At 73.5% G+C, this 20,513-nt stretch carries 21 protein-coding genes; 6 read left to right on the plus strand and 15 right to left on the minus strand.

Annotation, left to right across the window (positions count from 1 at the left end; translation table 11 throughout):
- Positions 1-621, plus strand: a 621-nt coding sequence (locus tag ACZ55U_RS12175; protein ID WP_465525220.1) for a transposase, incomplete at its 5' end; no start/stop codon positions are given.
- A 48-nt stretch (positions 622-669) separates the two neighbouring features.
- Here the strand turns inward: ACZ55U_RS12175 and ACZ55U_RS12180 are convergent.
- Positions 670-843 carry a hypothetical protein gene (locus ACZ55U_RS12180; RefSeq protein ID WP_465525222.1) on the minus strand — a complete coding sequence of 58 codons (174 nt, stop codon included), beginning with the start codon at positions 841-843 and terminating at the stop codon, positions 670-672.
- 400 nt (positions 844-1,243) lie between these two features.
- Between ACZ55U_RS12180 and ACZ55U_RS12185 the strand changes: the two genes are divergently transcribed.
- Positions 1,244-1,729, plus strand: a complete 486-nt coding sequence (locus ACZ55U_RS12185) for a universal stress protein (protein WP_465525224.1) — start codon at positions 1,244-1,246, stop codon at positions 1,727-1,729.
- A 113-nt stretch (positions 1,730-1,842) separates the two neighbouring features.
- Here ACZ55U_RS12185 and ACZ55U_RS12190 read toward each other — a convergent pair whose 3' ends face one another.
- On the minus strand, positions 1,843-3,051 hold the full coding sequence (locus ACZ55U_RS12190) for an alpha/beta hydrolase (RefSeq protein WP_465525226.1): 1,209 nt from the start codon (positions 3,049-3,051) through the stop codon (positions 1,843-1,845).
- A gap of 532 nt (positions 3,052-3,583) precedes the next feature.
- On the opposite strand from ACZ55U_RS12190, the gene ACZ55U_RS12195 reads away from it, so the two are divergent.
- The gene (locus tag ACZ55U_RS12195; protein WP_465525228.1) at positions 3,584-4,045 is read left to right on the plus strand and encodes a hypothetical protein; all 462 of its coding nucleotides are present in this window, start codon (positions 3,584-3,586) and stop codon (positions 4,043-4,045) included.
- A 20-nt stretch (positions 4,046-4,065) separates the two neighbouring features.
- On the opposite strand, the gene ACZ55U_RS12200 is transcribed toward ACZ55U_RS12195, so the two are convergent.
- The 5 genes from ACZ55U_RS12200 to ACZ55U_RS12220 all read right to left on the minus strand — a co-directional run bounded on the left by ACZ55U_RS12200 (position 4,066) and on the right by ACZ55U_RS12220 (position 7,441).
- Positions 4,066-4,689 (minus strand): hypothetical protein, encoded by a 624-nt coding sequence (locus ACZ55U_RS12200; RefSeq protein ID WP_465525230.1) that lies wholly within the window; start codon positions 4,687-4,689, stop codon positions 4,066-4,068.
- A gap of 214 nt (positions 4,690-4,903) precedes the next feature.
- Positions 4,904-5,320, minus strand: a complete 417-nt coding sequence (locus tag ACZ55U_RS12205) for a cupredoxin domain-containing protein (protein ID WP_465525232.1) — start codon at positions 5,318-5,320, stop codon at positions 4,904-4,906.
- Positions 5,320-5,778: a hypothetical protein gene (locus tag ACZ55U_RS12210; protein ID WP_465525234.1), complete on the minus strand. Its 459-nt coding sequence runs from the start codon at positions 5,776-5,778 to the stop codon at positions 5,320-5,322. The genes ACZ55U_RS12205 and ACZ55U_RS12210 overlap by 1 nt, the downstream gene beginning before the upstream one ends.
- A gap of 601 nt (positions 5,779-6,379) precedes the next feature.
- Positions 6,380-6,577, minus strand: coding sequence for a DUF397 domain-containing protein (locus ACZ55U_RS12215; protein ID WP_465525236.1), 198 nt, complete (start codon positions 6,575-6,577; stop codon positions 6,380-6,382).
- Between the two features lie 12 nt (positions 6,578-6,589).
- Complete coding sequence (locus tag ACZ55U_RS12220; protein WP_465525238.1) at positions 6,590-7,441, minus strand: helix-turn-helix domain-containing protein; 852 nt, start codon at positions 7,439-7,441, stop codon at positions 6,590-6,592.
- 188 nt (positions 7,442-7,629) lie between these two features.
- Here ACZ55U_RS12220 and ACZ55U_RS12225 point away from each other — a divergent pair, with 188 nt between their 5' ends.
- Entirely contained in the window at positions 7,630-7,974 is a 345-nt protein-coding gene (locus ACZ55U_RS12225; RefSeq protein ID WP_465525240.1) for a hypothetical protein, read from the plus strand.
- Between the two features lie 18 nt (positions 7,975-7,992).
- On the opposite strand, the gene ACZ55U_RS12230 is transcribed toward ACZ55U_RS12225, so the two are convergent.
- The 3 genes from ACZ55U_RS12230 to ACZ55U_RS12240 all read right to left on the minus strand — a co-directional run bounded on the left by ACZ55U_RS12230 (position 7,993) and on the right by ACZ55U_RS12240 (position 11,629).
- Entirely contained in the window at positions 7,993-8,901 is a 909-nt protein-coding gene (locus ACZ55U_RS12230; protein ID WP_465525242.1) for a phosphorothioated DNA-binding restriction endonuclease, read from the minus strand.
- 142 nt (positions 8,902-9,043) lie between these two features.
- Positions 9,044-9,838 carry an MBL fold metallo-hydrolase gene (locus ACZ55U_RS12235; RefSeq protein WP_465525244.1) on the minus strand — a complete coding sequence of 265 codons (795 nt, stop codon included), beginning with the start codon at positions 9,836-9,838 and terminating at the stop codon, positions 9,044-9,046.
- 213 nt (positions 9,839-10,051) lie between these two features.
- Complete coding sequence (locus ACZ55U_RS12240) at positions 10,052-11,629, minus strand: purple acid phosphatase family protein (protein ID WP_465525246.1); 1,578 nt, start codon at positions 11,627-11,629, stop codon at positions 10,052-10,054.
- Between the two features lie 655 nt (positions 11,630-12,284).
- Between ACZ55U_RS12240 and ACZ55U_RS12245 the strand changes: the two genes are divergently transcribed.
- A complete protein-coding gene (locus tag ACZ55U_RS12245; protein ID WP_465525248.1) occupies positions 12,285-12,932 on the plus strand; it encodes a transglycosylase family protein in 648 nt (215 codons plus the stop codon).
- Between the two features lie 154 nt (positions 12,933-13,086).
- Here the strand turns inward: ACZ55U_RS12245 and ACZ55U_RS12250 are convergent, their stop codons facing one another.
- The 3 genes from ACZ55U_RS12250 to ACZ55U_RS12260 form a co-directional block, all read right to left on the minus strand.
- Positions 13,087-15,132, minus strand: coding sequence for an APC family permease (locus tag ACZ55U_RS12250; RefSeq protein WP_465525250.1), 2,046 nt, complete (start codon positions 15,130-15,132; stop codon positions 13,087-13,089).
- Between the two features lie 342 nt (positions 15,133-15,474).
- Positions 15,475-17,145 (minus strand): multicopper oxidase family protein, encoded by a 1,671-nt coding sequence (locus tag ACZ55U_RS12255; RefSeq protein WP_465525252.1) that lies wholly within the window; start codon positions 17,143-17,145, stop codon positions 15,475-15,477.
- Positions 17,146-17,292: 147 nt separating this feature from the next.
- A complete protein-coding gene (locus tag ACZ55U_RS12260; RefSeq protein ID WP_465525254.1) occupies positions 17,293-17,751 on the minus strand; it encodes a hypothetical protein in 459 nt (152 codons plus the stop codon).
- A gap of 306 nt (positions 17,752-18,057) precedes the next feature.
- Between ACZ55U_RS12260 and ACZ55U_RS12265 the strand changes: the two genes are divergently transcribed.
- Positions 18,058-19,017: an aldo/keto reductase gene (locus tag ACZ55U_RS12265; RefSeq protein WP_465525256.1), complete on the plus strand. Its 960-nt coding sequence runs from the start codon at positions 18,058-18,060 to the stop codon at positions 19,015-19,017.
- Between the two features lie 390 nt (positions 19,018-19,407).
- On the opposite strand, the gene ACZ55U_RS12270 is transcribed toward ACZ55U_RS12265, so the two are convergent.
- Positions 19,408-20,013, minus strand: coding sequence for a methylated-DNA--[protein]-cysteine S-methyltransferase (locus tag ACZ55U_RS12270; protein ID WP_465525258.1), 606 nt, complete (start codon positions 20,011-20,013; stop codon positions 19,408-19,410).
- On the minus strand, positions 20,010-20,498 hold the full coding sequence (locus ACZ55U_RS12275; RefSeq protein ID WP_465525260.1) for an RNA polymerase sigma factor: 489 nt from the start codon (positions 20,496-20,498) through the stop codon (positions 20,010-20,012). The genes ACZ55U_RS12270 and ACZ55U_RS12275 overlap by 4 nt, the downstream gene beginning before the upstream one ends.
- Positions 20,499-20,513: the final 15 nt, after the last annotated feature.

Below are 20,513 nucleotides of genomic sequence, written 5' to 3' on the forward strand. Positions count from 1 at the left end.
CGCGGCCGGGCCCGCCTGACGGCCTGGCTCGCCAACCGCGGTGTGCGCGGCGCTGACGCGGTGGCCGCAACCGCTCTGGAGGCGGCCGCGTCCCAGCACACCGTGCTGCCAGGCGAGGACATCGCCGCGCAGATCGTCGCCGGCCTCGCGGCCCGGATCCTGGCGCTGGACGACCGGCTCAAAGGCATCGGCAAGCAGATCAAGGCCACGTTCCACGCCCACCCGCAGGCGGAGATCATCGAGTCGCTCCCCGGCGTCGGGCCGATCCTGGGCGCTGAGTTCGTCGTCGCCGCCGGCGACCTGAGCGCCTGCACCGACGCCGGCCACCTGGCCTCGGCGGCCGGGCTCGTGCCCGTCCCGCGCGACTCGGGACGCCGCACCGGCAACCTGCACCGGCCCAAGCGCTACAGCCGCCGCCTGCGCAGGGTGTTCTACCTGTCCGCACAGACGAGCATCATCAAGGACGGGCCCAACCGGGACTTCTACCTGAAGAAGCGCGGTGAGGGGCTCAAGCACGTCCAGGCGATCATCGCGCTTGCCCGCCGACGGGTAAGCGTCCTGTGGGCGCTCCTGCGCGACAACCGGGTCTTCACCCCCGATCACGTCGCGCAGACGGCTTGACTCGGCCATTGAGACTCCTGCGGGGCGCGGTCGGGTGGGCCGGGGTGGTCAGTCCTCGTAGTGCAGCGCGAGCCGGCAGTGCGCCGGGCGGGTGCGGTCGCGGTCGGCCGCCGGGGACGGGTCCGACGGCTCCGGGCGGTCCCGGCGCGACGTGACGGATGCGAGGCGGACCGTCCGTTCCAGTGGCTGGTCGACGTCGACGACGGCGGTGGAGGTGGTCATGGCTGGTCCCTTCGAGAGCGGCCGGTGCGGCCGGTGCGGCCGGGCTCCTTCAGTGGAGACCCTCCGCACACCGACCGCACCCCTCCTTGACGCAGGGCGTACGCCCGGACCCCCGTCCTTGACGCCCTCCTGACAGCCGGTCGCCCGGCGGCCCCGGCCGACCGGGTGCCGGGCCACCCCGCGCCGCGCTCGACCCGGGCGGGCCCGGCCTCGGTCGCGACCCGCGAGGACACCCCGGCCGCCAGGGGACCGTCAAGATCGGTGGGACCTGCGTCATGGTGGCGTCAGCGCCCGCACGGACGGTCCGGTTCCGGGGTTCACTGGAGTCATCCGAAGCAAGGAGTTCCGAACCGGCAGGACTCGACGGAGAGTTCCGCCGGAGAGACGGAGGCGAACGGGGATGACCGGGACCACCCGAGTGATCGTCGGCCTGAACGGATCACTGAGCAGTCTGGCCGCCCTCTACCACGCCGTCGGTGAGGCGGCGCGGAGCCGGGCGGTGCTGGTGCCCGTCGCCGCCTGGGCCGCGAACGAACGGGACGGCCTGCGCCCGCTCGCCGAACTGGAGCACGCCGCCCGCCGGCGCCTCGACATCGCCTTCGAGCAGGCCTACGGGGGCTACCCGTCCGACCTCGTCATCCACCCGCTGGTGGTCAACTCCGAGCCCGGCCGCGCGCTGGTCGGTGCCGTCACCGGGCCGCAGGACCTGCTCGTCCTCGGCGCTGCCACCCGCCGCCGGCTGAACCCGCTGCGGCACGGCTCGGTCGCCCGCCACTGCCGCCACCGGGCCGGCTGCCGGGTGGTCGAGGTCTCGCCCTCCGCGCTCCTCACCCGCCTCGAACTCCCGGCCCGGACCGGCGCGCCGCTGCCCCTGCTGGCGCGATAGGCGCCGCTCGTCGCCCGGCCGCTGTTCGTCGACGGACAGGGGCTTCGCCGACGAGGGAGAGCCCCACCACGGAGGGGAGCCCCACCGCCAGCGCCCACCTGCGCGACCCGCCGCTACGCCGGGTCGCGCAGGTGGGCGCTGAGCCAGGTGAGGGCGGGCGGGATCAGCCGGTCCCAGGTGGTGAAGTTGTGGCCGCCGGTGTCGACGGTCTCCTGGTCCACCACGAGCGGCGGGCGGGCCGCCGCGGCGAAGGCGCTGGAGTCGGCGTAGGTGCTGCCGTCCGCCTTGCTGTCCGCGAGCAGCACGGCGAGCGGCGGCATCGGCAGGTGGGCGAGGCGCCAGTTCAGGTCGGCCTCGGCGCGGCGCTGGGGGCTGCCCGCGAAGAGGTCACCCGTGGTGACGTCCTCCGCCGCCTTGAAGTAGCCGGAGAGCGAGACCGCCGCCGAGAAGGCCTGGGGATGCTCCATGCCCACTTTGACCGCGCAGTAGCCGCCGGTCGAGTCGCCGGCCATGCCCAGGCTCCCGGTGCCGTCCAGCACCCGGTAGGAGGCCCGCAGGTCGGCGGGCACGTCGGTGGTGAAGTAGCGCTGTGCCTGGGGGCCGTTCGGGATGTCCTCGCACTCGCTGTCCCGGGGCATGGTCGGCGAGGGCCGCATCAGCACCAGGACGGCCGGCTTCATCGCCCCGTGGCGCAGCAGGTCGAGTTCGGCGGCCGGGTAGCGGAGCTTGGTGACCAGGTTGGCGGCGTCGCCGGGGAAGCCGGTCAGCACCAGCACGGCGGGGAAGTGCCGTGCCTCGCCGCCGGGTTGGAAGTACTGCGGCGGCAGGTAGACGTAACCGTCGGTGCTGAGGCCGGTGGTCGCGCCGGGCAGCCGCACCCGCTCCAGCCGTCCGATCCGGGCCGGGTCGCGGCTGACCGACCCCGCACCGGTGATCTCCGCCGGGCCGAGCACCTGGACGCCGGCCGGGCCGCCCGGGGCGACGGGGCTGCTTCCGGGGCCGGGGCCGGGGCCGGGCCCGGGAGGGCTTCCGGCAGCGGGCCCGGGACTGCTCTCCCCGGCCGAGCCCTGGTGGATCACACCCGCCCCGTGTTCGTGCCCCAGCAGGTCCGACCAGCTGGAGTAGAAGACGAAGTAGTCGTTGACGCCGAGCCCCAGGGTGAGCAGCAGGGCCAGTTGGGTGACGGCGATGGTGCCGAGCCGCAGGAACACCGCGGGCCAGCTCCGGACGGCCAGCCGGGGCCACACCCACAGCGTGCCGAGCACCGTGAGCACCGCGAGCAGTGCCATCAGCGCCAGCAGCTTGTGACTGGTGAGTCCCATCGGTCCCGGCCTCCCCTACCACTGTGGACCAGCGCCCGGACGATCGTCGCCCGGATGACCGGCGCACAGGTGACCAGTGCACCGGGTGACCGACGCACAGGTGACCGGTGCACCGCTGTCCGGGCGATCGTCGCCCGGGTGACCGGCACCCGCACTCAGGGTGACCAGCGCGGTACCCCTCGGTGTCGCGCCCGGCCGGCCTGCTCCCGCGCCTTCGACAAGCCTGTCGAGCTTGGCATGCCCGGGCTATGCTGACCGAGGGTCCCGACGCCCGCCGGCGCCCGGGCGCCCACCCCGTCGAGAATCGCACCACCCAGGCGCGACCGACCGGAAGGAGGCGCGGCCCACACCCTCCGGAATGTGGTCAACCAGCCGCCCACATCACGTACTTGACGCATCGTCAACTCAGATCGGCGATTACGCCGCCTGAGCCGTGCCGCGTGCCCCGGGCACGGCCACCGCCGTTGTACGGAAGGTGAATCGCCGCGCCCATCCGAAACCCCCGGCCACCCTGCCGAGGAAGAGGTTCCGCATGACGACGTCCCGGACCCACCCGCGCCCCGCCGAGGCCGCGGCCCTGCTCACCGTGCTCGGCCTGCTCGTCCTGGAGGAGATCGCGCTGGGCATGGCCGAGGAGGAGGACCGCCCGGTCATCGGCGGCATCCTGATCGGCGCCTCCGGCACCGGCCTGCTGGTGGTCGGCGCCGTGCTGCTCAGCCGCTGGCTCGACCTGCGCCGCCCGCTCCCGCTGCCCCCGCCCGGCCCCAACGGCCGCGAGTACAGCGCCCGCGCCCTCGAAGGCTTCCCGATGGAGGCCGTACGGCCCCTGCTGCTCGCCGAGAACGCGCCCCAGCTCGGCCACCTGTACTCCGCCTGGATGCTCGCCCGGGCCGGCCGCCCGGCGCCCTGGATCGCCCGCCGCCTGTCCATTCCCCCGGAGGCCGCCCAACTCCTGGTCGACGCCGCCCGCGCGGCGAGACTCGACCAGGCCTGACGGGGCCCGACCGGGCCCCGTCAGCGCCGTCGGCCGTCCACCGCGTTCGCCTGCGCCACCAGGTACGGCACCAGCCCGCGCTGCGCCAACGCCAGTCGCCAGGCGTCGCGCGCCAGCACCAACTCGCCCGGCCCGTCCGCCGCTTCCCCGGCCTCCGGCCCCCTCGCCCGGGCCGTCCCCAGCAGCCCCAGCCCGCCCACCAGCAGGCTCACCGCCCCCGCCCCGATCGACACCCAACCGGCGTCCAGCAGCGCCCGCGACAGCACCTCCAGGTCCTCGACCAGCCCGAGCAGCCAGCCCAGCACCAGGAAGGCCACCGCCGCCGCCACCGCGATGACCGGCACGACCAGCCCCAGCACTCCCCACCACCCCGACGCCCGCTCCCGGGGCGGGGCGTCCACCGGCAGCCGCGCCACCGCGTCCGCGTCGGCCCGCAGCGCCGCGTACCGCTCGTACTCCGGCGCCGCCGCGGCCAGCACGAACGCCGCGTTCTCCCGCGCCGCCCGCCGCAACCGCTCGACCCCCCGGGCCTCGTCCCCGCCGGCCCGCAGCGCCTCCCGCACCTGCGGAGCGGCGAGCGCGCGCCCCAGCTCCGTCTCGAAGTCCGCCCGATCCTGCTGCGGCAGCCGAAGCGGCCCGTCCATGCTCGTCCCCGATCGTCGCCCCGTGTTGTTCTACAGAACTGTAGAACAATGAGGCGCGTCGCAGCAGCCCTGTTCACGGGTGAATTCGGTGCTCAGGCGGGTTCGGCCACGGGAACCCGGGCCAGGGCGTCGCGGATCAGCTCCCCGACGTCGTACCGTCGGCCGCCCCCGTGCTCTCCCCAGGTGCGGGACACGAGCGTGGGGCGATCGCCCCTCACGCCACGGTCAGGATGCCGCGCATGAAGTGGTGGAAGCCGCACCGGTACGAGTACGCCCCCGGCCGGATCGGCGCGGTCAGGGAAGCACTGGCCCCCGGGGCGATCGGGCCGGTGTCGAAGCCGCCGTCCTTGGCGGTGAGGGTGTGGGCGGTGGTGCCGGTGTTGGTCACGGTCACCACCGCGCCCGGGCCGGCGGTGAAGTCGGCCGGGTCGAAGGCGAAGTCACGGACCGCCACCGTCCCCGCGAAGGGGCTGGGCGGCGCGACGGGGGTCGGCGGCTCCGACGGCGGCAGAACGGTGGGGCTGCTGGTCTCCCCCGGGCCCGGCACCATGAACGCGCTGACGCAGCCGGTCAGGGCGGGACCGGCTGCGAGCAGCAACGTCAGGGCGACGGCCCGGACGAAGGGGCGCATCACTCAGCGGCGGCCAGGGTGATCCGCTTGGCGTCGGCGGCCGCCGGCGGAGCGGCGCCGATGTTGGAGATGGTGGCGGTCAGGATGGCGTCGACGTCCGGGAGCCAGTTGTAGGTCTTGGACTGGACGATGACCTCCCGGGTCTGCGGCGTCCCGTCACAGACGATGTCCGCTTCCGCCGTCCGGCTGGAGCCGAAGGCGGTGGCGTTGGCGTCCTCCGGGTTCTTCTGTTCCACCGACACGGTGAGCGAACGCGAGTCCTCCCCGTTGGTGCACACGTACGCGACGTCCACCCGGACCCGGCCGCCGGCGTTGGAGTCGATCCTGGCCGCCTCGCCGAGGGCGACGGCGGTGGCGGACTGGTCGTCGTCCGCCCAGGCGGGCACGGCGGCGCCGGTGACGCCGGTCAGGCCGGTGAGGGCCGAGGTGAGTACCGTCAGAGTGATCCACCGCTGCACTGCGAACCTCCGGATGCGAGGACCTGTTTGCGGCCGACGCTAACCGCCTCACCGGACGCCCGCGCGCCGGGCCGTCCGAACGGGATCCCGGCCGGCCCGGAGCCCCGGCCGAGGCCAGACCCGAGGCCCCGTCACCGCCGCCACAGCCGTCATTGCCTCCACCCGGACGCGTCCTTGTCGGCCGCCCGGTCACCCCCGCCCCCTCGCGGCGCCCCCCACGCCGCATCATGCGGTCATGGACCTCCTGGCGGCCGGGCATCCCGAGGTGGCCCTCGCCGGCCACCTCCTCTCCCCTGGCCACTTGGACCAGTGCTCCGCTGGGCGCCCACCCGGCCCTCCCCCGGCTGATGCTGCGGCGCTCCGACGACCCCGGGGCGGCGATGGCGCTGCGGCCGGCGGCCCGAGTCCGCTCGACGGGTCGCGTGAGAAGTCGACCCGTCCGACTTCTCACGCACCGATGAAGGCCGGCAGCCGCTCGACCCGCGCCACCACCCGGCGCGTCCGCAGCAGCGCGGGGCGAGCATGCCGAACAGGCCGCCGACCATGTGGACGGCTGGAGGGCCCGCCAGCCCGGCGGGCCCTTCGGGATCAGGGAGACGGCCTACGCCGTCAGATGGTCGAACTCCCCGGCCTTGACGGCGCGCAGGAAGGAACGGAGTTCGTCGGGCTGCGTGGTGAGGATGACGTCGGGTTCATCACTCTCGCGGATCGCGACGGTGCCGTCGGGTACCGCCGCGACGTAGACGCAATTAGCGGTGTCACCGCTGAATGAGGACTTCTGCCAGCTCTGTGGGGTCATGGTGTTCCCGTCTCACGTGCTTCGGGCGATACGGCGGATGACATCACGGGACGCGCCTGGCTTGAGCGCACTCGCCTCCAACCGGTCCAACACGGCTCGATACTTGATCAGCTGCGGCTCAGCGTCAATGAACTCGAATCGGTCCCCATCGACCTGGACAGTGTCCAACCGCGCGACCTCTGCGTGGATGTACACGATTCCGGCTCCGGAACTGGGGTAGCTACCGGTGCCGAACGGGATCACCCGCAGGTCGATATGAGGATGCTCGCTCATGGTCAGTAGGTAGTTCAGCTGATCACGGGCAACTTCCGGACCTCCGAATCCCATGCGCAAGGCGGTCTCATGGACTATGGCCGACAGAGGAATCGGCTGCTCGCCGTAAAGCACTGACTGCCGCTTGATGCGATGGGATACGAGGTGTTCCACCTCAGGTGGCGACAAGGGTGGGACTACGTCGCGGAAGAGCGCGCGAGCATGTTCAGCAGTCTGGAGAAGGCCAGGGATGTGAACCACTGAGGCGATTCGCATCGATCGCGCATGATGCTCGACTTCCGCCAGGTCAAGCGCCCCGGCCGGAAGGATCTCGCGATACGCCTCCCACCAACCCCTCGCACGGCCGCCGGTCATGCGGGTCAGCGCCTCGATCAGGGCATCGTCCGCGCAACCGTAGAGGCGAGCCAGGGCCCGCACCCGGTCCGCGCTCACCGGGTATCCACCGGATTCGATGTTGCTGATGCGGGACTGTGTCGTGCCGTGCAACTCCCCAGCGCGCGTGACCGACAGTCCTGCCTGCTCGCGCAACCGGCGCAGCTCCGCACCGAGTCGCCGCTGCCGGATGCTCGGCGGGATCTTGCTGGGCGGCATCCGCTGTTTCCTTCCCTCGCCGACCGTGGCCGACGCCGTTCACTCTTTGGGGTAGAGACGTCATGAATCCCCCAAGAGCGGTGGACTACATACTACCGGCTGGCTATTTTTGATCCTGCGTCAGGACGGATCGCTGCCTGTGGCGATGGCAACGCCGCGTCCAACTCCCCTTCACGTAGGAGACTTCCATGACCGCTGCGTCCTCGCAAAATCCCCGCCCTGCCACGCCTCGGCCGTCCGCCGACACGATCTTCGACCAGGAGTTGTGCGGGCTCGTGCTCGACACCGCGCCCCGGCTCTTCGCCATCGTCCAGGTGTGCGGCGACGGCACTGACGGGTGGGTCGCGGCCTGGGGGCTCACCGACGATGAGGGACCGACCCACGTGATCGACATCGGCGGGGGAGTACGCATGACCCTCACCTCGCCCGAGCGAGCAGTCCACCACTTCTCCCGCCAGCCGGGCATCACCGCCCGGCTGATCTGGCTCGCGCAGCCGGCCACCGCCACCACGGACCGCGCCGAAGCCGCCTGACCACCAGCCAGGTGCCCCCTACGCCTGGAGCACCAGCTCGCGCGGCTCGCCGTGAAAGACCTGCTGCGTGTGCCACTCCCGGTGCCGGTCCGCGACCGGCGGGCGGCCCGGCTGCGGGCCGATGACCACGCGCCCGTTGAGCGCGAGGACGTGCTGCCGGCTGGCCTCGCTGCGCCCGACGAAGCGGTCGGAGACCAGGATGCGGTGCCCCTCCCCCAGCCCCAGCACCCCCTTGTCGAACAGCTTGTGGTGCAGCGAGCACAGGCACAGCCCGTTGTCGACCTCGTCCGGTCCCTCGTGCGACCACCACCGCACGTGCGCGGCCTCCAGCCCGACCGAGCTCGCCCCGAGGGCGCCGTCGTAGCCGCAGAACGCGCACTGGAACTCGTAGGCGGTGAGTATCAGTTCACGCATCCGCCGGTCCCGCTGCCGCCGGGCCGCCAGCTCGGCCCCACTCACGGCCGCCGTCTCGGCCTGCTCCAGGTCGAGGCCCACCGCCTCGCAGAGGTCGGCGTGCAGCGACACCGGGAAGTGCGCGTCCAGCAGCACCCGGGCCATCCGACCCAGCAGCGCCGGCTCCTCGCCGAGCGCCTCCCGCAGCCCGGGCGCGAGCCGGCCGGTGGCGCCGCTCGACCGGAGCACCCCGATCCCGCTGCCGGGGCTCCCCGGCCCCGCATCGGTCCGGACCTCCCACACCCCGTCGCTGACCAGGTGGTGGAACGGGTACGCGGGCGTCGTCGGGTTCCTCGGCCCGTACTCGGCCAGCAGCCGCTTCAGCTCCTCCTCCACCGCGCTGTACCGCAGTTCGCCCTCGGCGTCCTGCTGGTAGCTGCCCAGCGCGTACAGCAGCAGCAACGGCTTGTGCGGCGCGCGCACGCCGCCCTTCGTCCAACGCTTCAGCCGCGCCACCCGATCGAGCCAGTCCATGCCCGTCAGCGTAGGCCGTACGGGGAAGCTCGCGTACCCGTACCCCCACCCCCACCCGCCCCCGCCCCCGCGCAGGAAGTCGGGCCGGCCGACTTCCTGCGCAGGGGCTCCCGGGACACGGCGGCCACGGAGGGACGACCCGTCAGACGGCGACGAACCGCCGCTCGCCGTCCCCGGCGATGATGCGGCCGAACCGCATGCCGGGGAAGTGGGCGGCGACCAGCAGGTCGTCCGTGTCGGCGGCCTCGTCGGCGATGCGGTTGCGCACGGCGGAGGCGGCGGCGGGGTCGACGTCCCAGATGACCTGCCAGTCGCGCTCGCTGAACTGGACCACCGAGTGGGCCACGTCCCCCAGCAGCAGCGCCCGGCGACCGCCGGAGGAGACCACGTACACCGTCGTACCGGGGGTGTGGCCGGGCAGGTGGAGGGCGTCGACACCGGGAGCGGGGGTGAAGTCTCCGTCGAACAGCTCCAGTTGGCCGCCGATCGGGGTGAGCTTCTCAACCGCCTCGGGCCGGGCGGCGTCGCCCGTCACGAAGTGCTCCCAGTCGGCGCGGTGGGCGCGGTAGGTGGCACGGGGGAAGACGGGCCGGCCGTCGACGGCCGCCCAGCCGATGTGATCGAAGTGCAGATGGGTGAAGAGCACATCGGTCACGTCGTCGGGGGTGACGCCCTGGGCGGCGAGCGAGTCGAGCAGCCGGCCCCCGCGGTACTTGCCGTCGTCGAACGGCCCCACTCCGGCGTCGACCAGGACGGTCCGCTCCCCGCTGCGCACGAGGAAGCCGCCCAGGGGAAGGGCGAGGCTCCCGTCCGCGCCCCGCTGGTGGTCGTGACAGGCCCACGGGTCCTCAACGCCGGGGCGCGTGAGGATCTCGGCGGCGACCTCGCTGCCCACCCCGTCCATGACCGCCAGAACCTCGATGTCGCCGATCTTCACGTTCGTTCGTCCTCCCATGGCCAACCGTCACGGGCCCGCGCCGAACCGCACCGCCGTTCGTGGGCCGTCGACTGCAACCGCCCCCGGCGGCGGAGGATTCCCGAGCGCACGCGAAGGAACCCGGCAGAGCGACGGGCCCCGCGCCGGTCTCGCGGCCCGGCAGCCGTTCCGTGACGCCGCCGGCCGCGTGTCGTGACGCTCCGCCGGGTGCCGTCAGCCCCGCTGCACGGTGACCCGGTCCACCGCCGTGCCGTCCTCGGTGAGCGATCGCACCTCCAGCCGGGCGGGCCGGCCACCGGCGGCGGGGGTCACGTCGACCGCGACCAGGCAGTAGCCGGTGTAGCGGACCCTGGACCAGGTGACCTTGACGGTCTGGCTGTGCCCGCTCCGGTCGGAGACCACCATGGGCACGGGCTTGTCGTTGGCGGTCTCGTGCCCGAGATAGGTGTCGGCGGCCGGGAAGGAGTAGAGGCCGCCGCCACCGCCGCCCGCGACGACGTAGGTGGTGCCGTCCTTCACCGGGTCCACGGTGTCGCCGGAGGCGACCTTGCGGGTGGCCTTGCCGGCCCGGATGGGATCGGTCCGCTCGTAGACGTGGTTGTGGCCGCTGAGCACCAGGTCCACCTGGAACCGGTCGAACAAGGGGGCCCAGTCCTGCTGCGCGCCGAGTTCGGCTCCGTTGTCGTGGCAGGTGGAGTAGGTGCACTGGTGCAGGTAGACGACGATGAAGTCGATGCCGGGGTCGGCACGGAGCGCGGCGAGCCGGGCCTCCAGCCACTTCTTCTGCCTGCCCTTGGTGTGGTCGAGGTTGGCCGGGGTGTTGTAGCAGACGTCGTTGCCGTCGAGGCTGATCAGGCCGACGTTCTGGTACCGCCAGGAGTAGATGCCGGTGGACTGGTTCCAGGCGTTGTCGGGAGTCGTGAACCGGGCGCGCATGCCCCCGTAGCCGTCGGCCCCGTACCACGGCTCCATCTCGTGGTTGCCGATCGCCGGCATCCACGGGGTCCGGGAGGCGACGGGGTCGTTCTGCACGAAGAAGGAGTCCCACAGCCGGGCGTCGTACGCGTCGCTGGTCTTGCCGCTGCCCCCGGCGTTGGCGTACGAGAGGTCACCCATGTGGAGGTGGAAGGCGGGGTCGAGGCCGGCGATCAGATTGCCGGTGGCGGCCGCGTTGTAGCCGATGCCCTGGTCACCGAAGGCCGTGAAGGTGAACCCGGCACCGCGGCCGGGAGCGGGCGCGGTGCGGAAGCTCGCCACCTCGCCGAGCCGGGCACCCTGCCCGGCCGGGTCGTAGCCCTGGTGGCCCACGACGTAGTAGTAGGTGGTGTCCGGGATCAGCTGGTCCAGCTGCGCGTGCAGGTAGTACTGGGTGACGGTGGTCGGCTTGACCAGGGGCTGGTCCTCGACCGGGTGCTGCCAGGAGAGCTTGCTGACCAGGGTGCGGACCTCGGCGGCGATCGGGGCGCCGAAGTCGCCGGGCTGGGCGCCGAGCCGGACGAAGGGGGCGGTCACCGCGTCCGGCACCTGCCACGAGACGACGACCTGGCGGGAGGGGTCGGCCCCGAAGGCGAGGTGTCGGCCGAAGGGCCGCAGCGCGGACCCGGCGGTCCGCTCGCCGCGGGACGCGGGGAGGGTCGGGGTGGCGAGGACGGTCGGGCTGGCGGGGAGAGTCGGGGCGGCCAGAGCGGTGCCGGGCAGCAGGAGGCCGCCCGCCGCGAGGGCCGCTCCGCCCGCCGTGCCGGCTCGGAGGAGGTCACGCCGGGAGGGACGGGGAGTCTCGGTCTCGGACATGACATCAAGTTAGGAAACTTCCCTAACCTTTGACAAGGGGTCCGACGTGACCGAGTTCGGCTTTCGATTTCCTTGCGCCGTGGGCCAGTTGACGAGAGAGCGAGCGGGAAGAGCCGTGGCCCCGGCACAGGGCGAAGCGGTCGTAGGGCGCCGGCGCCGAGTACTGCGTCCCGGTGAACGACGCGATGCGACTGCTCTCCACCCCACTGGCTCCGGACGGCTCGCCCCGACGGCCGCGCACGGAGAGTGGCCGCCGACGCACACCTTCCGGCGGCCTGGGTGTTCTGAACCTCAAGGCCCGTCCAAGTAGTTGACTCACCATCAGCCAGACTGGCCAAAGCAGCCACCGGCCCTCCGACGCGCCCGGTCCGTACTCGCCCGTACTCCGGCCGCAGTCCGTCCGCTCGCGCACGGCCCCCGCGTGTGCCGTGCGCCCAGCGCGTTCCGCGACCGCCGGTCGGCCCGGTCGGCGGGCGCCGGGGGCGGATGACGAGGGTGACGGCCGATCGGCCGCGGGCCGCCGGGGTGGTACCGGGCCGCCGCCCGGGTGACCTGTCGGACGTGTCGGCGCCGGTTCGCCGGGACCGGCGTGCATGGGTGGGTGTGCGCCGTCCACGGACGACGCCAGTCCTGTCCCCCAGCTTGAGAGCCGCCCATGCCTCCCACCGCCCCCCATCTGCGCCGCATCGTCCCGACCGCGCTCTGCGCCCTGACCGTGGCCCTCGCCGCCGCCCCGGCGGCCCACGCCGCGCCACCAGGCCGCGACGGCGGGTCCGACCCCGGAAGGGCGGACGGCGGCTCGTACGACTGGGACCGCGTGGCGGACTGCGAAAGCAGCGGAAACTGGCGCATCAACACCGGCAACGGCTACTACGGCGGTCTCCAGTTCGACCAGTCCACCTGGCGCGAGAACGGCGGCCTCGACTACGCCCCGCGCGCCGACCTCGCCACCCGCGAGCAGCAGATCGCCGTCGCCGAGCGCCTCGCCGGTCGCCGGGGGCTCTCCCCCTGGCCCGCCTGCGGCGCCCGCGCCGCCCACGGCCAGGGCCGGGGCCGCGAGACCGCCCCGCCTCCTCCGGCCGCCCACCACACCGGTTCCCACCACGCCGTCCACCACCCCGCGCCCGTCTCGGACGAGGAGGACGGCACCTGGACCGTCCGGAAGAACGACACCCTGGACGACCTCGCCGAGCGCCTGGACATCGCAGGCGGTTGGCCCGCGCTCTACGACCTCAACCGCGACACCATCGGCGAGGACCCGAACCTGATCCTGCCCGGCCAGGTCCTCGACCTTCCGTCCTGACCCCACCACCCCCTCCCCCGCCGCCGCCCGCGCCGTCCCCAGCGCGGGCGGCGGTCCACCGTCCGCGCGAGACACGCCGACGCGCACCGAGCCCACCGACGGCCCGCCCGCCCACCCAAGGGGCACGGACGGGCCGTCGGGGCCGGGGCGGCGGTCAGCCGACGTGGACCCTCGGGCGGCGCGCCCGGTCCGGCTCGGCCTCGCGCAGCACCTCGCGGGTGACCGGCGCCACCTCGCCCTGCCCGAACAGGAAGAACCGCAGGAACTGGGCGAACGGACTGCCCTCGGTCCACTCGAAGTAGAGGTGCGGCTGCTGCCCGGTGCGGTCCCGGACGTTCAGCGCCAGCGCGGCGAGCGCGTTCGGGATGCTGGAGCTCTCCAGGGTGAGCACCCGGTAGCGGCCGTGCAGCACCTCGCCGCGCACGGTCAGCTCGGCCTCGAAGTCGGAGGCGTCGCGGACGGTCACCTCGACGAAGACCAGGTCGTCCTCGCCGGGGATGTCGTTGTCGGCGCGGATCTGGCGGATCTTGTCGCGGTACTCGGCGACGTCACGGCGGTTCGGTTCGTTGGCGATCAGCCGCAGCGGGCGGTGCGCGTAGTCCCTGATGAAACGTTCCGCCACCTCGTCCAGCGCCACGCTCGTGACGCGCAGCTCGAAGGCGCGGCGCAGCCGGGAGAGCAGCGAGACCAGGATGATGCCGGCGATGAAGCAGGCGCCGATCTTCAGGCCGTCCGGCCGCTCCAGCACGTTCAGCACGGTGGTGTAGAGGAAGATCGCCGAGATCACCGCGAAGCCGATGGTCCAGCCGCGCTCGCGCTTGCGGTAGGCGGCGATGGTCACCGCGATGGCGGCGGAGCTGATCAGCACCAGCACGCCGGTCGCGTACGCACCGCCCTGGGCGTCCACGTCGGCGTCGAAGATCCAGGTGACCAGGAAGCCGATCAGGGTCAGCACGATCACCATCGGCCGCACGGCGCGCGCCCAGTGCGGGGCCATGCCGTAGCGGGGCAGGTAGCGGGGCAGCAGGTTGAGCATGCCCGCCATCGCGGAGGCGCCGGCGAACCAGAGGATCGCGATGGTGGAGAGGTCGTAGACGCTGCCGAAGGCGCCGCCCAGGTACTCGTGCGCCAGGTACGCCAGGGCACGGCCGTTGGCGGAGCCGCCGGACTTGAACTGGTCGGCCGGGATGAGCAGCGTGGTGATGAAGCTGGTGGCGATCAGGAAGCAGCTCATGATCACGGCGGACGTGGTCAGCAGCTTGCGGGCGCCGCGGATCCGGCCGGCCGGGTCGGCCTCGGTGTCGGTCGGGTCGCCCTTGATGTGCGGCATCACGGCGACGCCGGTCTCGAAACCGGACAGGCCGAGCGCCAGCTTCGGGAAGGTCACCAGGGCCACGCCGACCATCAGGACCGGGTTGCCGTGCTGGGCGGTCAGCGCGTCCGTCCAGTCGGTGACCACGTGCGGCGCCTCGACGATCTTCCAGAGGCCGACGGCCACCACGACCACGTTCAGCGTCAGGTAGACGCCCACCAGCACGACGGCCAGGCCGATCGCCTCGCTGAAGCCCTTGAGGAAGACCCCGCCGAGCAGCGCCACCAGGACCAGCGTGATCAGCACCTGCTTGTCGCCGAGGAAGCTCGCCAGGTGCGGGTTCTCCACGAGGTGCGCGCTCGCGTCGGCGGCGGACAGCGTGATGGTGATCAGGAAGTCCGTGGCCGCGAAGCCGAGCAGGGCGAGGACGAACAGCTTGCCCTTCCAGAACGACAGCAGCCGCTCCAGCATCGCGATCGAGCCCTCGCCGTGCGGGCTCTCCTTGGCCACCCGCCGGTAGACCGGCAGCGCGCCCAGCAGTGTGACCACCACCAGCACGATGGTGGCGATGGGGGACAGCACGCCCGCGGCGAGGGCGGCGATGCCCGGCTGGTAGCCGAGCGTCGAGAAGTAGTCCAGGCCGGTCAGGCACATCACCCGCCACCAGCGCTGCCTGGCGTGGGCGCCGTGCGCCGCCGCGTCCCCCGCCGCCGCTTCCTCGGACGGCGTCCGCGCGGCGTCCTCCGAGGCTGCCCCCGAGGCGTCCCCCGCCGCCGGCCGCCGGGCGGGCTTGGCCGCGGTCACGTCCTCCAGCAGCCAGCTGCGGAGGCGTATTCGTGCCGACGGCGCGTCCGCCTCCGTCGTCTCCGTCGAACCCGACGAAACCACCTTGCACCTCTTGTTTAAAGACCCCGTAAAAACGCCGTCGGGCGACGGCAGTGCGACAGGCTATGCGACGGGCGTCAAGGATCCGCTATCGGCCCGCGTTAAGAAAACGTCATTGCCGCGCAGGTCGGCGCGGGTGGCACGGTACGGGTCGCCGGGTGCCGGGGACGGGAGGAGCCCGGGCCGGCAGCGCGGCCCGGGCTCCTCCCGGCGTTCGCCCCGGGTTCTCCCGAGGTCCGTCCGGGCTCCTCCCCGGGGTGTCCGGGGCCCGCCCGAAGGTTCGTCCGGGGGTTCATCCGGGGTGGAATTCCCGGAACTCTCGCTCGGGGGGGGGGGAGCCGGGGATCAGGCCCGGTAGCCGAGGACGGTCATCATGCCGGTCTCCGCGTGGTAGACGTTGTGGCAGTGCACCATCCACAGGCCCGGGTTGTCGGCGTCGAAGTCGACGGCCAGGGTGGTGCCCGGGAGCACGATCGCGGTGTCCTTGCGCGGTCCGTCGCCGGGCAGCGCGAAGCTGTGGCCGTGCAGGTGGACGGGGTGCCACATCGCGGTGCTGTTGCGGAACTCCAGCCGCACCCGCTCCCCCGCCGCCACCGGGTGGCGCTGCGCCGGGTCGTACCTGCGGCCGTTGAAGGCCCAGTCCGCCTTCGCCATACCGCCGGTGAGCTCCAGCTTCACCGTGCGGTCGGGCGCCTTGGCGGGCAGCCGGACGCTCGGGTCGGCCTTGAGCTGCCCGGCGGTGAGCAGCCTGCCGTCCAGTTCGGCCGGGCGCACCGAGGCGTCGGGCACGGCGCCGCCGCCGGTGCGCAGCACGGCCAGTGCGGTGGCGTTCTTGCCCTCGGCGAGCGCGGTCAGCGGGAAGACGCCGTCCTTGGCGGTGACCAGCACGTCGTAGCGCTCGCCCATGCCGAGCAACAGCGCCTGGGTGGTGGCGTGTTCGACCGGGAAGCCGTCGGTGTGGGTGACGGTCAGCTCGTGGCCGCCGAGGGCGACCCGGTAGGCGGTGTCGCCGCCCGCGTTGACCAGCCGGATGCGGATCCGGTCGCCGGGCTTGGCGGTGAAGGTCTCGGGGGCGGCGGGGAGTTTGCCGTTGACCAGGTGGAACGGGTACGCGACGTCACCGGCGTCACCGCCCAGCAGCGGGCTCTGGGCGCCCATCAGCATCCGGCTGGGGCCGGCGGCGCCCGGAGCGCTTGCCGTGCCGGGCGTCCCGGACATGGCGTGGCCCGGCATCGACGGCATGTCGTGGCCGGCTCCGCCCGAGTGGTCCATCCCGCCCGAGTGGTCCATCCCGCCCATGCCGCTCATCTCGCCCATGCCCCGGGCGAGTTCGGCGAGCACGGCGTCGGGAGTGCTGCCGTCGACGCCGTCCACCCAGTCGTCCAGGACGACGACCCACTCCTTGTCGTAGGCCAGCGGCTCCTTGGGGTCCTCGACGACCAGCGGGGCGTACAGGCCCCGGTCCTGCTGGACGCCGGAGTGGGGGTGGAACCAGTAGGTGCCCGGGTGGCTGAGCGCGAAGCGGTACTCGAAGGAGGCGCCGGGCCTGACGTCGGCCTGGGTCAGGCCCGGCACGCCGTCCATGTCGTTGCGCAGCGCGAGGCCGTGCCAGTGCAGTGAGGTGGGCTGCGGCAGGTGGTTGGCGAGGGTGACGGCGAGGGTGTCGCCGGCGGTGGCCCGCACCTCCTGGCCGGGCAGGCGGTCGCCGTACGCCCAGCTGCGGACGGTGCGGCCGCCGAGGTCGAGGGTGGTCTCGGTGGCGGTGAGCGCGACCTTGCGCTCCGGGCCGGGGTTGCGCCTGGCCTCGGCGGCGGCGACCTCGGGGCCGTCGGGGGCCAGGTAACCGGCCGGGGCGGCGGCCGGGCTGCCCGTGCCGCTCGCCGGCCCGTGGTTCATGGAGCCGTGGTCCATGCCCTCCATCGAACCGGAGGAGCCGGAGGAGCAGGCGGCGAGCAGGCCGGTTCCGGCGGCGGCGAGCGCGGCGCCGAGGACGGTACGGCGGGTGGGTGTGCGCATGGCGGAGTGCACCTCGTGCGGTGTGTGGGTGTGCGGGACGTCGCGTCTGCCGTTCCGTGCGCGGGCGCTCCGGGGCGCGAGCGGGCGCGCGGGTGTACGCGCGGGCGCTCCCGAGTGGGCGCGGGCACGGGACGGCGGGGCGCGCGCCTACTGACGCAGCACCGAAAGCCGGGTGAGGAGTATCCGCCCGCCTCCGGGCGGGGGCAGCGCGCGAACGGCGCGCAGCAGCCGGGCCCGTACCCGGGCGGCGGCGTCACCGCCGCGGCTCGACAGCGGGCCGGCGAGGAGGAGCACCACGGTCCAGCCGGCCAGGACGGCGAGGCAGACCGTCATCGGGTCCATGCCGTCGGGGACGGCGGGGCCGACGGCGGAAAGCGCCTCCGCCGGCGCCATGGCCGGGTCGTGACGGTGGGCATCCGCCGGGTGCGCCGCGGAGGCGTGCGTCGCGGAGGCGTGCGTCGCGGACGCCTGCGTCCCGGCGGCCTCGTGCCCGCCGCTCGGATGGCCGAGCGTGTGCATCGTCACGATGCCCAGCAGCAGCGCGGCGAGCAGCAACAGGCGCGGCGCCCACGGCACCGACGGACCGAACGGCCGCAACCGCGCCATCCTCCGCCTCCCGTCAGCGCCTCACCTGGGGTGTACCCCCACAGGGTATCCCTCCGCTACACGCGGCCATCGCCCGGGGCGGCGGGCCGCGACGCGACCGTCGGAACGCGCCCGCCGACGGCCACCGCCGGCTCGACGTGCACCGGCGGCTGCCCCGAGGACCTGTCTCGATCATCAGATCTTCCGGTGAACGCACGACGAATGAGTGTGCGATTGGCAGACTGAGGGGCGGCACCGAGCGAGCAACGCGTCCGGCGCCCAGGCCACGAGCGGCCGACGCCACCGATCCCCCTGGAGGGAAGACCGATGCACCACCGCGGCCTCGGCGTTGACGGGCCGTCGGCCAGCGCGCTCTGTCTCGGCGCGATGACCTTCGGCACCACCGTCGACGAGGAGACCGCGACGGCGATCCTCGACCGCTTCACCGAAGCCGGCGGGACGTTCATCGACACCTCGAACAACTACGCCTTCTGGGCGCCCGGTGCGAACGGCCACGAGAGCGAGGAACTGCTCGGCCGCTGGCTGGCCCGCCGCGGCAACCGCGACGACCTGGTGCTCGCCACCAAGGCCGGCGCCCGCCCGGTGCCCGGTCTCCCCTTCCCCGAGCACATCGAGGGCCTGTCCGCCCGCGCCCTGCGCGAGGCGGCCGAGGGCAGCCTGCGCCGCCTCGGCACCGACCGCCTCGACCTCTACTACGCCCACGTGACCGACCCGGCCACGCCCGTCGAGGAGACCATGGGCGCCTTCGCCGAACTGGTCGCCGCCGGCAAGGTCACCGCCCTCGGGTGCAGCAACCACAGCGCCGCCGAGCTCACCGCGGCCAACGACCTCGCCACCGACCGCGGCTGGCCAGGCTACCGGTGCGTCCAGCAGCGCCACAGCTACCTGCGCCCCCGGCCCGACGCGGACTTCGGCATCCAGCGCCACGCCGACGAGGCCCTCCTCTCCCACCTCGCCCAGCGCCCCTCGATGACCCTGCTCGCCTACTCCCCCCTGCTCGGCGGCTCCTACGCCCGCCCCGACCGCCCGCTCCCGGAGCAGTACGAGTGGCCGGCGGCCAAGGCCCAGCTGACCGCCCTGGCCGAGGTCGCCGAGGAGACCGGCGCCACCGTCAACCAGGTGGTCCTCGCCTGGCTGCTCGGCCACCCCGTCCCGACCGTCCCGATCATCGGCGCCAGCTCCGTCGCCCAACTGGACGAGAGCCTCGCCGCCTTGGACCTCACCCTCGACGACGCCCAGCGCCACCGCCTGGACACCGCGGCCTGACCGGCCTCCCCTCGCCCCTCTCGGCCGCGTCCCGAGGGGTACGGCCGCTGCCGCGCGCGGGCACGGTTCGGCGGTCGGTGACGCGGCGCACGCCAACCTCCCTCCTGCGCACCGCCGTTGCTCGCTCCTCTGCGGCCCGGAAGCACGATCGGCCACGCACCCGGGCAGAACCCCGGGGTTGCGTGGCCGGTCGTTCGCCCGGAGCCGGGCCCACCCCACTGCGGCTGGACGGGCCGGCGGGGCCCGGTGTGCCGGCTGGGGCCGGTTCCGGCTGATGTGCGGTGCTCGCGATCCTGACGCGGGATCGCGCCGGGCGCCGGCGGTGTCCGGGCCGGGCGTTCGGGGCCGTGGGAGCGTCCGGCCTGGACACCGGAGGCGGCGAGGGGGCGGTCAGGCGGCGGATTCGAGGTCGAGCAGGGCGGTCTTGGCGTCGAGGCCGCCGATGTAGCCGCCGAGGGTGCCGTCGGTGCGCAGGACGCGGTGGCAGGGGACGACGACGGGCAGCGGGTTGGTGGCGCAGGCGGTGCCGACGGCGCGGACGGCCTTGGGGTTGCCGACGAGTTCGGCGACCTGCCGGTAGCTGCGGGTCTGCCCGTAGGCGATCTCGGGGAGGTGCTCCTGGACGGTGCGGCGGAACCCGTGGGAGAGGGACAGGTCGAGGGGCAGGTCGAAGGTCTTTCGGCGGCGGGCGAAGTACTCGTCGAGCTCGCGGGCGGCGTCGTCCAGGCGGCGCGGGGCGCGCAGGACACGGGGGCCGAGCCTGTGGCCGAGGGTGTCCAGGACGCGGTCGTGGTCCTCGCTGGCGTAGGCGACGCGGACCAGGCCCCTGGGGGTGGCGGCGAGCAGCAGGCTGCCGAGCGGGGAGTCGACGGTGGCGTAGGCGACGTCGATGAGGCCGGCGTCGTCGGCCCGGAGTTCGAGGCGCCGGTGCAGCCGTTCCAGGATCGCGGCGTCCTCGGGGGTCGAGAACACGGCGGTGAGGGCTTCGCCGCTCATGGTGCTGCTCCTTCTTCCTCGTTCTTCGGGTAGTGCTTCCTGAGGGTCCTGATCCCGTCGGCGGCTGCTCTGCGGGCCGCTTCGACGCTACCGCCGAGGATCCGCGCGATCTCGGCGTGGGGCAGACCGACGATGTAGCGGTAGGCGACGGCCTGGCGCTGTTTGGGCGGCAGGAGCCGGACCGCGGCCCACAGGCCGCCGTCGTCGGCGGGGTGGTCGGAGGTCGTGGGGTGCTCGGGCAGCTCGTCGACGGGCAGCGGCCGGCGTCGGGCGGCGCGGTGGACGTCGACGGCCTTGCGGTGGGCGATGGTCACCAGCCAGGCCTCGACGTTGGCGTCGTCGGGGAGGTCGGGCCAGGCGCGCAGCGCGGACAGGAACGTCTCCGACCAGGCGTCCTCGGCGTCCTGCGGGCCGAGCACGGCCCGGCAGACGCGGAGCACGGTGGGGCCGTGCGCGGTGACGATCTTCTCGAAGGGCTGTTTCACGGGCGTCCCTCGTGG

Source organism: Kitasatospora sp. NPDC034533 (assembly GCF_055575155.1).

Excerpts from the sequence above, each read along its gene's own strand:
- ACZ55U_RS12180 (WP_465525222.1), bottom strand. The coding sequence starts at position 843 with ATGACCACCTCCACCGCCGTCGTCGACGTCGACCAGCCACTGGAACGG.
- ACZ55U_RS12185 (WP_465525224.1), top strand. The coding sequence starts at position 1,244 with ATGACCGGGACCACCCGAGTGATCGTCGGCCTGAACGGATCACTGAGC.
- ACZ55U_RS12190 (WP_465525226.1), bottom strand. The coding sequence starts at position 3,051 with ATGGGACTCACCAGTCACAAGCTGCTGGCGCTGATGGCACTGCTCGCG.
- ACZ55U_RS12195 (WP_465525228.1), top strand. The coding sequence starts at position 3,584 with ATGACGACGTCCCGGACCCACCCGCGCCCCGCCGAGGCCGCGGCCCTG.
- ACZ55U_RS12200 (WP_465525230.1), bottom strand. The coding sequence starts at position 4,689 with ATGGACGGGCCGCTTCGGCTGCCGCAGCAGGATCGGGCGGACTTCGAG.
- ACZ55U_RS12205 (WP_465525232.1), bottom strand. The coding sequence starts at position 5,320 with ATGCGCCCCTTCGTCCGGGCCGTCGCCCTGACGTTGCTGCTCGCAGCC.
- ACZ55U_RS12215 (WP_465525236.1), bottom strand. The coding sequence starts at position 6,577 with ATGACCCCACAGAGCTGGCAGAAGTCCTCATTCAGCGGTGACACCGCT.
- ACZ55U_RS12220 (WP_465525238.1), bottom strand. The coding sequence starts at position 7,441 with ATGCCGCCCAGCAAGATCCCGCCGAGCATCCGGCAGCGGCGACTCGGT.
- ACZ55U_RS12225 (WP_465525240.1), top strand. The coding sequence starts at position 7,630 with ATGACCGCTGCGTCCTCGCAAAATCCCCGCCCTGCCACGCCTCGGCCG.
- ACZ55U_RS12230 (WP_465525242.1), bottom strand. The coding sequence starts at position 8,901 with ATGGACTGGCTCGATCGGGTGGCGCGGCTGAAGCGTTGGACGAAGGGC.
- ACZ55U_RS12240 (WP_465525246.1), bottom strand. The coding sequence starts at position 11,629 with ATGTCCGAGACCGAGACTCCCCGTCCCTCCCGGCGTGACCTCCTCCGA.
- ACZ55U_RS12245 (WP_465525248.1), top strand. The coding sequence starts at position 12,285 with ATGCCTCCCACCGCCCCCCATCTGCGCCGCATCGTCCCGACCGCGCTC.
- ACZ55U_RS12255 (WP_465525252.1), bottom strand. The coding sequence starts at position 17,145 with ATGCGCACACCCACCCGCCGTACCGTCCTCGGCGCCGCGCTCGCCGCC.
- ACZ55U_RS12260 (WP_465525254.1), bottom strand. The coding sequence starts at position 17,751 with ATGGCGCGGTTGCGGCCGTTCGGTCCGTCGGTGCCGTGGGCGCCGCGC.
- ACZ55U_RS12265 (WP_465525256.1), top strand. The coding sequence starts at position 18,058 with ATGCACCACCGCGGCCTCGGCGTTGACGGGCCGTCGGCCAGCGCGCTC.
- ACZ55U_RS12270 (WP_465525258.1), bottom strand. The coding sequence starts at position 20,013 with ATGAGCGGCGAAGCCCTCACCGCCGTGTTCTCGACCCCCGAGGACGCC.